14 protein-coding genes are annotated in these 13475 nt (G+C 62.4%); 8 read left to right on the forward strand and 6 right to left on the reverse strand.

Features of this window, described 5'->3' with window-relative positions; translation table 11 throughout:
* The first annotated feature begins 498 nt into the window (after positions 1-498).
* Positions 499-1278, forward strand: a complete 780-nt coding sequence (locus tag J4P02_RS25895) for an MFS transporter (protein WP_426195688.1) — start codon at positions 499-501, stop codon at positions 1276-1278.
* A gap of 89 nt (positions 1279-1367) precedes the next feature.
* On the opposite strand, the gene J4P02_RS25900 is transcribed toward J4P02_RS25895, so the two are convergent.
* Entirely contained in the window at positions 1368-2036 is a 669-nt protein-coding gene (locus J4P02_RS25900; protein WP_426195690.1) for a M35 family metallo-endopeptidase, read from the reverse strand.
* A gap of 430 nt (positions 2037-2466) precedes the next feature.
* Between J4P02_RS25900 and ppk2 the strand changes: the two genes are divergently transcribed.
* Complete coding sequence (gene ppk2, locus J4P02_RS25905; protein WP_426195906.1) at positions 2467-3357, forward strand: polyphosphate kinase 2; 891 nt, start codon at positions 2467-2469, stop codon at positions 3355-3357.
* A 276-nt stretch (positions 3358-3633) separates the two neighbouring features.
* On the forward strand, positions 3634-4371 hold the full coding sequence (locus J4P02_RS25910) for a hypothetical protein (protein ID WP_426195692.1): 738 nt from the start codon (positions 3634-3636) through the stop codon (positions 4369-4371).
* Positions 4372-4416: 45 nt separating this feature from the next.
* Here J4P02_RS25910 and J4P02_RS25915 read toward each other — a convergent pair whose 3' ends face one another.
* A complete protein-coding gene (locus tag J4P02_RS25915) occupies positions 4417-5316 on the reverse strand; it encodes a DMT family transporter (protein WP_426195908.1) in 900 nt (299 codons plus the stop codon).
* Positions 5317-5364: 48 nt separating this feature from the next.
* Positions 5365-5991, reverse strand: coding sequence for a glutathione S-transferase (locus J4P02_RS25920; RefSeq protein WP_426195695.1), 627 nt, complete (start codon positions 5989-5991; stop codon positions 5365-5367).
* An 81-nt stretch (positions 5992-6072) separates the two neighbouring features.
* Between J4P02_RS25920 and J4P02_RS25925 the strand changes: the two genes are divergently transcribed.
* Together J4P02_RS25925 and J4P02_RS25930 are read left to right on the forward strand one after the other, a co-directional pair.
* Positions 6073-6915, forward strand: a complete 843-nt coding sequence (locus J4P02_RS25925) for an AraC family transcriptional regulator (protein ID WP_426195698.1) — start codon at positions 6073-6075, stop codon at positions 6913-6915.
* 51 nt (positions 6916-6966) lie between these two features.
* The gene (locus J4P02_RS25930; protein WP_426195700.1) at positions 6967-7698 is read left to right on the forward strand and encodes a hypothetical protein; all 732 of its coding nucleotides are present in this window, start codon (positions 6967-6969) and stop codon (positions 7696-7698) included.
* Between the two features lie 54 nt (positions 7699-7752).
* On the opposite strand, the gene J4P02_RS25935 is transcribed toward J4P02_RS25930, so the two are convergent.
* The 3 genes from J4P02_RS25935 to J4P02_RS25945 all read right to left on the reverse strand — a co-directional run bounded on the left by J4P02_RS25935 (position 7753) and on the right by J4P02_RS25945 (position 10839).
* Positions 7753-8463 (reverse strand): acid phosphatase, encoded by a 711-nt coding sequence (locus tag J4P02_RS25935; protein ID WP_426195702.1) that lies wholly within the window; start codon positions 8461-8463, stop codon positions 7753-7755.
* A gap of 328 nt (positions 8464-8791) precedes the next feature.
* Positions 8792-10132, reverse strand: a complete 1341-nt coding sequence (locus J4P02_RS25940; protein ID WP_426195704.1) for a HAMP domain-containing sensor histidine kinase — start codon at positions 10130-10132, stop codon at positions 8792-8794.
* Positions 10129-10839, reverse strand: a complete 711-nt coding sequence (locus tag J4P02_RS25945; RefSeq protein ID WP_426195706.1) for a response regulator — start codon at positions 10837-10839, stop codon at positions 10129-10131. The genes J4P02_RS25940 and J4P02_RS25945 overlap by 4 nt, the downstream gene beginning before the upstream one ends.
* Positions 10840-11005: 166 nt before the next feature.
* On the opposite strand from J4P02_RS25945, the gene J4P02_RS25950 reads away from it, so the two are divergent.
* The 3 genes from J4P02_RS25950 to J4P02_RS25960 all read left to right on the forward strand — a co-directional run bounded on the left by J4P02_RS25950 (position 11006) and on the right by J4P02_RS25960 (position 13419).
* Positions 11006-11335, forward strand: coding sequence for a hypothetical protein (locus J4P02_RS25950; RefSeq protein ID WP_426195708.1), 330 nt, complete (start codon positions 11006-11008; stop codon positions 11333-11335).
* Positions 11336-11756: 421 nt separating this feature from the next.
* Entirely contained in the window at positions 11757-12671 is a 915-nt protein-coding gene (gene gcvA, locus J4P02_RS25955) for a transcriptional regulator GcvA (protein ID WP_426195710.1), read from the forward strand.
* Positions 12672-12810: 139 nt separating this feature from the next.
* Positions 12811-13419 (forward strand): LysE family translocator, encoded by a 609-nt coding sequence (locus J4P02_RS25960; RefSeq protein ID WP_426195712.1) that lies wholly within the window; start codon positions 12811-12813, stop codon positions 13417-13419.
* Positions 13420-13475 lie beyond the last annotated feature (56 nt).

Raw genomic sequence — 13475 nt, forward strand, 5'->3', positions numbered from 1 at the left:
TCAACCGAGGCGCGCATTCTACAGCAGCCTCATTTGCTGTCAAGTGATTATTTTCAGAAGTTTTCGAGGATTTTCTCAACAACTTCAACCACTTGCGCTTTCGATCTCTCGTTAGCGGGAGGCGAATAATACAGCCTTAAAATCGGCCGTCAACCCCCACCTAGAAATTATTTCCCCTTAGCAAAGAGTCTTGGTTGCCACTGTAAAAACCTCCAAACCCCCTATAAAGCATCAAGACAGCAAAGACCCCAGACCAGGTCTTCTTGGATTTTTGCGTTCTACCCTTTGCCCGCCGTCCCCTGAACGCGAAATCCACCAGGCAAAATCTCCACCCCCCTCCTCCTCTCAGTAAGCAATCTCACTGCGGATGGCCTGTATCACAATGCTCGACAGCCGCTCAGTCAACGGATCAGGATCAACCTCTCGTCGATGCAACGTCAGGGCGATGGAAGGTAACGTCGGCAAACCGCAGTACCAGGCGGCTATGCCCTGGGCGCGATGCTGCTGCCCTATCTGGCACACACCTACGGCTTTATCCAAGTATTCACGGTGTCCGCTTTGTTCTGCCTGACCGCAGCCCTATTTGCCTGGCTCTGGCTGCATGAGCCGGCCCTCTCCCGCCGTACGACAAAACAACCGAGCCCGGAGCGCCGCACCAGCCCCTTGCAAGACCCGCAGGTCTGGCGAATCGTTCTGGCCATCGGCCTGCTCTGTGCCCCGCAATTCGCCATCCTCACCTATGCGGCGGTGTTCTTTCATGATTTTGGCAACATCAACATCACCCTGGTTTCCACCACGCTGGCGGTCATCCAGATCGGTGCGATCGTCAGCAGAATCTACAGTGGACGCTGGACCGACAGACACAGAAACCGACGCAGCTACCTCAAGGCCTGCGCCTGGTTGTGCAGCCTGACCTTTCTGGCCTTGGCGGCAACGGTATCGACCGTCAGTTTCTTCGGCATCAACCAGACCCCGCTGGCCAGCAGCCTGATCATCGGGGCCATGATCATCGCAGGAATCAGCGTGTCGGCCTGGCACGGGGTTGCCTATACCGAACTGGCCACACTGGCAGGCGCCGAACGTGCCGGCACGGCGCTGGCCATGGGCAATACCTGCGTCTTCGTGGTGCTGTTCGCGACCCCCATTGCCGCTTCTGCCCTAATGACTCACTACTCCTGGAGCCTGGTGTGGCTGGCAGCCGCCTGCTGTGCGCTGTTGACGGTACCGCTGTTTCCCCGCGCGCCCAAAGAACACGCAGCAGAACTTGGCCTGGCGTGACATCGGGCAGGACCAAGATATAAAGGCGCGATCATCAATCGACCTGCGCCCCGTCAGCGACGAAGCGCAGGCACTTTCTGCAACTGCACTCAGTCGTACAACTGCTCCTCGTAGTACTCGTAGTTATCGGCATTCTCCACGGCCTGGCTCGGGTTGTTGGTCGCCAGGTTGCGCGCGCCTGCCGGACCATAGCCACCGGGAACGTCGACGGTGTGGCCAATCGAGTGAGTCAGTTCATGAACCACACTGCCGGCCTGGGTATCGAAGCCCACCCGCGGCGGCAGGGCGAAGAACGCGGTGCAGAACCAGGCCTCGATATCTCCCCGGGCATTGATATAGGTGGCGGCAATAACGTTAGCATTGTTGCAGGGCGCCACCGGGTTGGTGCGGCAATAGGCGGTCAGGGTATTGCCGCTGTTGAGCTTGTAGCGCACCCCGTCCAGTACGGCGCGCACTCGCTGGTAGCGATCCTGACTAAAAGTACCGAACCAGGTCAGGTAAGTCGGATCCTGGTTGTTGCGAAACAGCGCTTCATTGTTATTGACCAGGTTGTAGGCGTTGTTGGACCAGGTGGTGGCCACCGTCACCGCATTGCTGACCGCAGTACGGTCGGCCTGGGTGGCGCAAGAGCCATCGAAGGCCATATTGATCGCCAGCGCCGATTGCGCCAGTGCGCTCAACCCCACCAGTAACAGCAAGCCTTGCAGCCGACGGGCCAGCCGCCAGCGGGTAGAACAGACAACGGCATAGGTATCCATAATCAGCATCCTTCCATGCAGGTTCCAGGAAATGCCGCTCCCCCTGCCAGGGGCGACACCCCATTGGATTCCCGCCATGCCCCGCGCATCAGCAGGAACTGATTCCGTAGACACTCTCCGCTACAGGCTTCTCTCACGCACAACCTTGATGGAAATCAAGGAGCAGGCAAAAGGCCTCCATACACTGACGAATGAACATTCGTACACGACCCACAGGCCCCCCCTTATGAGTGAAGAATCCAGCGTCTTGCCCCTGCCTCTGCCCAAACCGATTGCCGAGGCCGCCAGTGCCGCCCCGAGCAAAAGCGCCCCGCGCAAAGCCGCCGCCCCCCGTCCACGCCGTCCACGTGCGCCCAGCAAGGCCGCCACCAGCAAAGCCGCTGCGGCCAAGGCCCCCGAGGCCGAAATCAGTGCCATTAGCCAGAAACCCATGGCTCTGCAGGTGGCCAGCGCACCCCGCGGTTCCAATGAAGACAGCGTGTCGGCCGCACTGCCGGGCAAGTATCCGTACCGCAACCGCATGCGCCGCGCCGAGTACGAAAAGGCCAAGCACGAACTGCAGATCGAACTGCTCAAGGTGCAGAACTGGGTCAAGGAAACCGGGCAGCGCATCGTGGTGCTGTTCGAAGGCCGCGACGCCGCGGGCAAGGGCGGCACCATCAAGCGCTTCATGGAGCACCTCAATCCACGGGGTGCACGGATCGTCGCCTTGGAAAAGCCCTCGGAACAGGAACGCGGCCAGTGGTATTTCCAGCGCTATATCCAGCACCTGCCCACTGCCGGGGAAATGGTCTTCTTCGACCGCTCCTGGTACAACCGCGCCGGGGTCGAGCGAGTCATGGAATTCTGCTCGCCACTGCAATACCTGGAGTTCATGCGCCAGACCCCAGACCTGGAACGCATGCTCTGCAACAGCGGCATCCTGCTGTTCAAGTTCTGGTTCTCGGTGAATCGTGAAGAGCAGTTGCGGCGCTTTATCTCCCGCCGCGACGACCCGCTCAAGCACTGGAAGTTGTCACCCATCGACATCAAGTCCCTGGACAAGTGGAACGAATACACCGCCGCCAAGCAGGCCATGTTCTTCCACACCGACACCGCCGACGCACCCTGGACGGTGATCAAGTCCGACGACAAGAAACGTGCGCGAATCAACTGCATCCGACATTTCCTGCACGAGCTGGACTACCCGGGCAAGGACCTGAAAGTCGCCCACGCCCCGGACCCATTGCTGGTGGGCCGCGCCTCTCGCGTGCTGGAAGAGGATGAACGGGCGCAACCCGTAGCGCAGACTGGCACCGGGCCGTTGCCCCTGTCGGCCTGAGATCCATGCCGGAACACTGTGCCCAGGGCAGAGAGCCTGGGCGCAGAGCCTCGAAGGCCGCAGTAAGGAGGCGCAATCCCAGGCAGGGTTATGCCCTTCCGTACCTTTTCACTTGGCAGCCGGCCCTCTGGAAATGCTAGATTCAGCGCCCCTCCACGGCTGCGTAGCCGCAAGATCGGACCAGGACGCCGAACAGAACCCCGGTCTCTTTCCCGTAGCTTGTACCGCACCTGCAGCCCTGCATTGATCGTTTCTCTCGAGCCAAGGAACTGCTCCATGCCCGCCGTTGCCACCCCGCACTTCACCCAATTGCCTGAAGGAGCCATCGCCTACCCCGACGCCCGGGAGCTGTTTGTCGCCGACCAGCAGGAACTGGCCGAACACCTGATGCCGCTGCTATCGATCGATGCCTGCCTGATCAACCCCGAATGGACCGGCCGCCTGCACCTGCTGAGCCCCATCGAACCCGATGAGGGGCTGGTGGGCGAATTGACCGAAGGCTACGACTTCGGCAGCGAGCTACTGAAAACCAACTGGATCGGCTTCAAGATCGAAAACGGTCGCTACCGTTTGTGTGGCAACCCGCGCTATTTCTTCCTCCACGCCGACAATGCCGACTTGCCCGAATCCCACAGCAATCAGCGGGCCCATTTGCAACGCCATTACGCCACGGAGAATGCCGACTACCAGGCCTCGCGCCAGCGCTACCGGCAACTGGGCTACCTGACCAGGCCCGGAGAACCGACACGACACCTGACCTTTATCGCGGAAATCGGCGGTGTGGCCGACGGTTACGGTAACTGGGTGGGAAGTGCGAAGTTCCCCATGGACAAAATCACCACCACGGATGGCAGCGGCGATATCGATATCTGGCCCCTGAGCCCGGCAGGCCGGCGCTTTCAACATGCGCTCAGCGTTCCGGTCGTCCACTACGGCATCAGCGGTGCCGACATGTTGTTGATGTTCTACGAGCCGGTGGAAGGCCTGGTGCTGTTCAGCTACGACTGGACCTGAGGCCGATCCCGGAGCGCAGGTCGCAAGACCGGCGCCCCATTCAGCTCAAGCCGTTTCGGGCTGCGGCAGCCGCCTTTGCGGCGGTTTGATCGAGCCGATATACACCGCCAACACCGTGAGCAAGGCACCGCCGATCTGCATCAGCGAGCTGGTCTTGCCAAGCAACGCCACATCGACGAAATAGGTGATCACCGGCTCCAGCAGCAAAATCAGCCCCGCCAGCCCGAGGCTGATGGCACCGATGGAGCGATTGACCAGCAGCCAGCCAATGAACTGCACCATTACCCCGTAGATCACCAGCATCACTAGGGTCTGGCCATCAACGATGGCCAGGCTTTCACCTGTGGCCAGGGCGTACACCAGCAACACCAAAGCGGCCCACACACTCAGGCTGAGCATCTGCGCCAGCTTGTCGCCCCCGCCATCGGGCAACTGGGTGTTGACCTTGAGGAAATACACGCACACGGCGTAGGCCAGCCCCGACAACACCCCGAACACCACGCCCTTGATCCCCAGCGCATCGCGCATTTCCGGCAGCAGCAACAGGTACAGGCCGACGAACGCCAGGCTGATGGAAATCAGGAAATACACTGACGGCCGCTCCTTGAGCAGGAACAGGCCGAGCAGGGTCATGAAGAACACCTGGCAGTTGGTCAGGATCGAGCCAATGCCCGGGCCGACTATATAGATGCTCTGGTGCCAGAGCACCAGGTCGACGGCCAGGAACACTCCGGCCAGGGCCGTGTACAACTGCGCCCTGGCACTCTTGAGGCGCACCGGGATACGCCGCACCTTGAGCGCTCCGAAAAACAGCAGCGCGGCGATCAACATCCGATAAAACCCGGCCCCGCCGGCGCCGATATGAGCGAACGCCACCGCCAGCGCCGAGAGGCTGAGCATCAGCCCGCCCAGGGTCAGCTCGACTATCGCTCTATGGCTGGACATCATTTCCCCAGCCGCCTGCAGCTGGTTGTTGCTTTGCATGCCAGACATTCAGATTTCCTGCTCTGCCAGTTTCAGCCACTGCAACACCGGCGGATGCAGCAGCAACGTATCCGCATAGGGTTTCAGGTCCTCGGGAATGGCAATGCCATAGCGCAGGAAACGCAGCAGCAGTGGAGTGAACATGGCGTCCACCACGCCGAAGGAACCACACAGGAACGCTACAGACCGGCTGCGCGCGAGCAGTTGGCGCCAGATCGAAAACACCCGCTGGATCTGCTCCTCGGTTTCCGCACTCAACTGCGGAGCCAACTCGCCACGGCTCAGGCCGAACGGCAACTGGGTGCGCAATTGAATGAAACCGGCGTGCATCTCGGCACTGGCGGCACGGGCCAGGGCCCTGAGCCCAACATCCTCGGGCCATAGCCGGGCTTCTGGGTATTGCTCGGCCAGGTACTCGCAGATCGCCAGACTGTCGTTGATCGCCAAGCCTTCCTGCAACAACACCGGCAGCTTGCCCGACGCCGAATAGGCAAGGATCCGCTCGCGGGTCTGCGGCTGTTCCAACTGGATCTGGATGACCTCGAAAGGCACATCCGCCGAAACCAGCACCAACCAGGCCCGCAATGACCAGGATGACTTCTGGTAATCGCCTATCAGCAGTTTTATCGCACTCATCGTGTCTAGCTCGCATGACTCAAGGGGTGCTAAATTTATCGGCCCGCATTCTCTGCGTATTGCATAAAACTGGACACGGTCATGGACGCCTACCAGAACCCAGCGACACCCGCGACCGGCGATTGCTCTCGGTTCTGGCGCATACCTGAAGGCGACTGCGAGTTGCTCGCGGCGCGCTATCGTCGACAATCATTCGGCCGCCACAGCCACGAACGCTACGCCGTCGGCGTTATCAGCAGCGGCGTGGAAAAACTCTTCTATCGCGGCAGCCACCATCTGGCGACCCAGGGCAGCCTGGTGACCATCAGCCCCGGCGAAATCCACGACGGCGTCCAGGCCTGCGACCAGGGCTGGGTCTATCGCATGCTCTATATCGACCCGCAGTGGCTGAACCGGGCGATCTTCGGCAACCGCTTCGGCAGCGAACACATCCACCTGTTCCGCGAAGTGCTGGGCGCAGACCCGAGCTTCGCCCGCTGGTTCCTGCAGCAGCATCAACTGATCGAACAGGCCGACTCCGCGCTTGAGCGCGAAACCATCCTGCTGGAACTGCTGGCGCAGCTGTTCCAGAGAAACGGGGTGCGCCTGCGGGCCACGGATGCCAAGGAGCGGGAGGCGGTGCAGCGTATCCGCCAGCGCCTGGACGAGCAGTGCGAGCAGAACATTCCCCTGGAGCAACTGGCCGCCCAAGTGAACCTGGAGCCGCTGTACATGATCCGGGTGTTCAAGAACAGCCTGGGCATCTCGCCCCACAGCTATCAGATTCAACGCCGCATCGCCCGGGTCCAGAACCTGTTGCGCAGCGGCATAAGCCTCACCGAGGCATCGATTCACTGTGGTTTCTTCGATCAGAGCCACATGACCCGCGCCTTCAAGAAAGTGGTCGGCATCACCCCCGGCCACTTTCGTCATCGCCACACCTGACCCCAGAGCCGTTTGCACCACGTACCGGCCCATGCCTCAAAGGACTGCTTCATGCCCACAGTTGCCACCCCGAACTTCACCCAGCTGCCTGAAGGCGCCATTGCCTACCCCGACGCCCGCGAGCTGTTTGTCGCCGACCAGCAGGAACTGGCCGAGCACCTGCTGCCGCTGCTGTCCTTCGATGCCAACCTGATCAATCCCGAGTGGTCCGGGCGCCTGCACCTGCTGAGCCCCATCGAGCCCGACGAGGGGCTGGTGGGCGAATTGACCGACGACTACGAATTCGGCAGCGAGCTGCTGAAAACCAACTGGATCGGCTTCAAGATCGAGAATGGCCGCTACCGCCTGTGTGGCAGCCCGCGCTATTTCTTCCTTCACAGCGACAACGCCGAGTTGCCCGAATCCCGACGCAACCAGCGCGCCAACCTGCAGCACTACTACCGCAAGCAACACGCCGCTTACCTGATCGCGCGCCAGCGCCATCAAGACCTGGGCTACCTGACCTGGCCCAAGGACGACAAGCAGCGCCTGACCTATATAGAAGAAATGGGCGGTGTGGCGGAGGGTTACGGCAACTGGGTGGAAACCGTGGAATTCCCCATGGACGTCGTCGAAGACGGCGATGACTGCTGCGACGTCTGGCCCCTGAGCCCGGCGGGCCGACGCTTCCAGCACGTACTCAGCGTGCCGGCCTACCACTATGGCATCAGCGGCGCCGACCGGGTGGTGATGCTCTACGAGCCGGTGGAAGGCCTGGTGCTGTTCAGCTTCGACTGGTCCTGAGAACAGCCCCGCTGCCGCAGCAGATTGCGTGCGGCAGCAGCCAGGCAAGAGGCATCAATCCAGAGCCAGGGTGGCGCGCACTTCGCGCCGCGCCCGGTTGAAGTCATCGAGGGCCGCAGGGTTGTGCAACAGCTCGGCGGCCAGGGCCACAGCTGAAATGCGTCCGCCCTCCAGGTCCGTGGGGTAATGCACGCCAGCAACCACCCGGCTTTGCGCTGCGGCAGCGGCCCGGGCGAACAGCGGGTCGCGCTTTTCCGGCACCATCCGCGCCAGCAAGATGGCGGTCAGGTAAGCGTCCATGGTGTGCCCGCTGGGGTAGGACTCGCCCATGGGCGGCGGCAGGATCGGCTGCACCTCCTTGCTCGCCTCATAAGGCCGAGGCCTGGCGAAGTGGGCCTTGGCCGGCATCAGGGTCTGCACCAGGTCCTTGAGGGTACGACGGAAAAAATGCGCGGTGTGCGGGTGCCGATCGAGGGTGAAGCGCGGGCCGAAGATCTCCCCGGCAAAGGGGAACACCGCATCGCTCAGGTGATCGTCACGCTTGGCCCGCTCCACCTCCTGCGGCGTGCGCTGGCGCTGCACCTGCAGCACCGCAGCCAGATCCTCACGGTCTTCGGCGCTGCCGACGGTTGGTGGTGGCGGCAAGAATACCGCCAGTTCCAGAGCCTGGGGCGCCAGGTAGGGTTGCAGTGACTCCTTGGCCTGGAGAGCCAGGCTAGAGGTCAGCAGAACAGCGACGAGCAGAATCGAAGATTTGCGGATCATGGGGCTGGTCCTTTCCTTGGAGCGAGCAACAGCGGCTCGCGACAGTGAGCGCAGAGGCACAGGATCGAACAGATAGTGAAACCGGGTTCAGGGCGGCGCCTGGGGGCGGAGGTTGGGTTGATAGCGCGTGAAGTCAGCGCGGATCTGCGGGGTTGTCTGCATGCTGCCCACCGTTCTTGTTGTTATCGGATGCGGCGAGGGTGCGCGCAAAGAGCGCGGCAAGGCTTGATCGAGTATCCCGATGCCCGCAGGTGCAGGCCATCCTGCAAATGCAGGATGGCTTCCGTGGGCAGAACCTGTATGCCCCAGTGTGGTGAGGGCCGGCCAATCAGAGCGGCAATTGCACCCGCGCTTCCAGGCCACCGCCATCACGATTGATCAGCCACAACTCGCCACCGTGCTCACGCACGATCGCCCGCGCCGCCGACAACCCCAGGCCGACACCACCGGTGCTCTTGTTGCGTGACGTCTCCAGGCGGAAGAACGGCGCAAACACCTGCTCCAGCGCTTCGGCTGGAATGCCCGGGCCACGATCCAGCACCCTCACCCGCACCTGGTCGGCCCCCTGTTCCAGTACGATGGCCGGCTGTGCGCCGTACTTGATCGCGTTATCCAGCAGATTGGTCATCACCCGCTTGAGCCCCAGGGGTCGCCCGCAATACACCAGGCGCGACGGTCCGCTGAAAGCGATGGGAATCGACTGGTCGCGGTAGTCATCCACCAGGGTCTGCAACAGTTCCGCCAAGTCAAAATGCGTGGCCTGCTCCAGCCGCGCATCGTCGCGAAAGAACTCCAGGGCCGAGTTGATCATCGCCTGCATCTCATCGACATCACGGAACAGCCGTTGTTGCTGATCTTCATCCTCGATGAACTCGCCCCGCAGGCGCATGCGCGTCAGCGGCGTGCGCAGGTCATGGGAAATGGCCGCGAGCATCTGCGTGCGGTCCTTGATGAAGTGCTGCAACTGCGCCTGCATGGCATTGAACGCGAGGATCGCCTGGCGGATTTCATGGGGCCCCACCGGCTCGATGGGCGGGGCGCGAAAATCCACGGCAAAACGCCGCGCGCCCTGGGCGAACTGTTGCAGCGGCCGGGCCAGGCGCCGGGTGGCGATCCAGGCCACCAGGCCGGTGGAAATCAATACCAGGACGATCACGATCAAGTTGCGCGCGCCCTCCTCCAGCCCCCAACTGCGAGAAGCCGAGGAAAACATCAGCCAGGACTGGTCGGTCAGTTGCAGCAGCAGCGCATAGCGTCCGTCCGGCCCCTGCCAATCGCTGGGCTGATAAGCCTCGATATGCCGCTGCGGCGGGCCGAGCAAGGTGCGAAAGCCCTCCGAGCCGCTGGCGTACTCCGCATCGTTCAGCGCGGGCAAGTCGAAGCCTTGGCGTGTCGGCCGCCAGACGATACTCAGGTGCTCATTGCTCACCGCCGCCGCCAGGCGCGGGCGCTGCGCCGGCTCCGAGGCCTCGATCAGACGCACGATGGCCGCGGACTTTTCCAGCAGCCCGGTTTCCGCCAGCGGCGGATAGGCCCAGACCCCGGCCAGTTGCACGAACAAGGCATTGAAGGCCAGGGCGGTGAGCATGGCCATGATGATGGTCAGGGCGATCCAGCGCGCCACGGTGTCGCGCAGGCGATAGCGCCACAAGGGTTTGATCAGCTTCACTGGCGGGTCACGCTGGGGGTGAACAGGTAACCGCCATTGCGCACGGTACGGATCATCGCCGGGCGCTTGGTATCGAATTCCAGCTTGCGCCGCAAGCGGCTGACCTGCACGTCGATGCTGCGATCGAAGGCGTCATGGGCCTGGCCCCGGGCCAGGTCCAGCAACTGCTCGCGGGTAAGAATGCGTTGCGGGTGCTCGACGAACACCAGCAGCAGGTCGAACTCCCCCGCCGACAGTGGAATCATCACCTGGTCCGGCGAGCGCAGCTCGCGGCGGGTGAGGTCCAGCTGCCAGTCAGCGAAGCGAATCAGCGGTCGCGGCACCTCGCCGCTGACCGGCCGGCTGTCCCCGACCCGGCGCAATACCGCCCGTACCCGGGCCAGCAGCTCGCGGGCGTCGAAGGGCTTGCTCAGGTAATCGTCGGCGCCCATTTCCAGACCCACCACCCGATCACTCAACTCGCCCATGGCGGTGAGTATGATCACCGGCGTGGCGTGCTGTTGGCGCAGGCGCTGGCACAGGGCCAGGCCGTTGTCACCGGGGAGCATCAGGTCGAGGATGATCAGGTCCGGCGCCTCGCGCTCCAGGGTCGCCCACAACGACGCGCCATCAGTGGCCACGGCCACCTGATAGCCCTGTTGGACAAAGAATTTCTTCAGCAGAGCGAGGACTTCAAGGTCATCGTCCACGATCAAAAGACGGCTCACCAGCGGCTTCACTTGAGGTCGGAAAGAGCCATTATCTAAAACCATTCGCCACGCCGCGTCATATATTTCAACGCAGTAACAAACCTTCACTCACGCAATAAAGCAGACATCTTTGCGCAAGGTTCAGCTGCCAGCATGGGCCTTCCCTTGCTGGAGAACCCTGACCATGCACCTGATCAAGACCGCCCCGGCCCCAGCGTCTATCGCCACGCAGGAGCTGCCCATGTCCACCGCCGATCAACACGCCCTGATGCTGCTGCAACGAGTGACCAAGCTCGGCGATGCCAGCCTGCACTGTCGCGAGGTCAGCCTGCGCATGTCCGACGACCAGAACCACCTGGTGCTGACCCGCTACAGCGAGCACTACAGCCCCGAGGGCATGGAATGGGTGGAGCGCAAGCACCGGGTCTCGGTGACCGATCTGCTGCGCTGGGTGATCGAACAGGGCCAGCCGCAAAGCGTGGAGCGCGGCGAAGAACATAAAGCCTCGGCCTGAGGCTTGTGGGAGCGAGCTTGCTCGCGATGGACGTCAACGATAACGCCCGTTCACAGGAAAAATGCGGCGCGCTCTGGTTCTTCGCGAGCAAGCTCGCTCCTACGCTATCGGCGTCGTATGCAATTAGGCCTCAAACAGCCAGTAACACAAGGCACCTGCTTGCCCTCTTGCGAAGAATCCGCCTTTCCTTGCACGCCAACACACTCCGCGCCAAACACCCGGCCGCCAGCGAATACACCCATTCCTTAGATGCCACCGGCAGGCACAGGCTGAGGATCGAGGCGCGCGGGCCGAGGCTTTATCGGTGGTGCGGGCAGCAGTATCGAGCATGGCAGGCAAACCGGTAGGTCACGAACAGCTTTCAGCGTGACGGCACTGACAAACGCTTTAATTACGCCACATATGTGACTAAATTAGACACATGATCACTGACCTGCCGCCCCTGAACGCCGTCCGCGCCTTTGCCGCCGCCGCTCGCCATGAGAGTTTCAGCCGCGCAGCGGAAGAACTGCATGTGAGCCACAGCGCGGTGAGCCGCCATGTCAAGTTGCTGGAAGAACACCTGGGGGTGCTACTGTTCGAGCGGCGCATTCGCCAGTCGGTACTCACCCCGGCCGGGCAGGCGTTCTATGAACAGGTGAGCCTGGCCCTGAGCCAGATCGCCAATGCTGCGGTCTCGCTGCGCCGCGGCGCGGCCCTGCGCAAGGTGATCATCAATGTGCGGCCGTCCTTCGCGGTGCGCTGGCTGATTCCCCGCTTGCCGCAGTTCATGGCGCGGTACCCGCAGATCCAGCCGGAGGTTGTGACCAGCACCCAGCTTCCCGACCCGGCCCGTGAAACCTTCGACCTGGTGATCCGCCGCGGGCATTCTGGCTGGTCGCGGACATTGCAGCCGCAGCGCTTGCTGGAGGATGAAATCCTGCTGGTGGCCGCTCCTTCACTGCTGCAGGACACCGCCCTGGACAGCCCCAAGGATCTGACACGACACAGCCTGCTGGTCAGCCGCACCCGCGCCAGCGACTGGCAGAGGTGGCTGGAGCACTGTGGCCTGAAACCGCTGCGCAACCCGCCAACCCTGCATTTCGACCATATGCACTTAGTGCTCCAGGCCTGCGTCGACGGGCTGGGACTAGCACTGTGTCCCGCCTCCTTGCTGGCGAAGGACCTGGCCAGCGGCCGCCTGGTCTGCCCCTTGCCGGAACTGCGCCAACCACTGCCCCGCTACTACTACGCACTCGCCGCAGACGCCGCACCCGAGGCCCAGGGGTTTATCCAGTGGATGCTGGAGCAGGCTCAGCAAGATGCCCTAGAGCACACAACTCGGCAGCCGCTGTAGCTCAAGGATGCCTGAGCAACCAGCCGCTTGATGCTTCTGATTTAGGCACAGCAGCGGTGCAATAAAAGCGTTTGTCAGGCCATTCGCCGCCGGTCAGGCTGCATGCCTGTTCTTTCATCAAGCCGTTACGGAGCACTCCATGAGCAACTACGGGCTTTTCCTGCTGCTGGCGACCCTGACCATTCTCAGCCCAGGCCCAGGCGTGGTGCTGACCCTATCCAATGCCCTGCGCCACGGCTGGGCCGGCGCCTTGCCGGGCATCTTCGGCATCGCCTTGGGCGCCTTTGTGGTGGCGGGCATTTCCGCCAGCAGCCTGGGCCTGATCCTAGCCGCCTCGGCCACCGCCTTCACCCTGCTCAAGTACCTCGGCGCCTTGTACCTGTTCTACCTAGGCATCAAGCTGTGGCGCACCCGCAGTTTCATTCCCGAGCTCAAGGCCAGTGCCGCGCAGCCCTGGCGGCGCTTTGTCGAAGCGCTGTCGATCCAGTTGCTCAACCCCAAGGCCGGGTTCTTCTTTCTCGCGGTATTCCCGCAGTTCATCCAGCATCAGCACGACTACTACCACCAGTTCCTGTTGCTGGTGGCGTCCTACAGCCTGCTGGTGGTGGCTGTGCACAGCGGTTACGCCCTGCTGGCCAATAGCGCCCGGGGCTGGCTGGGCAGCCAGAAGGGCGCGCGCATGGTCGGCCGACTATCGGGGGCGACCTTCCTCGGGTTCGGGGTGATGATGGCCAGCGCCAGCAAATAATCAGATACAAAAGCGCCGCACTCAGGCCTCCAGCCGACGTTTCTTCAACATCGGCT

Source organism: Pseudomonas sp. NFXW11 (genome assembly GCF_049887815.1).
Classification (GTDB): domain Bacteria; phylum Pseudomonadota; class Gammaproteobacteria; order Pseudomonadales; family Pseudomonadaceae; genus Aquipseudomonas.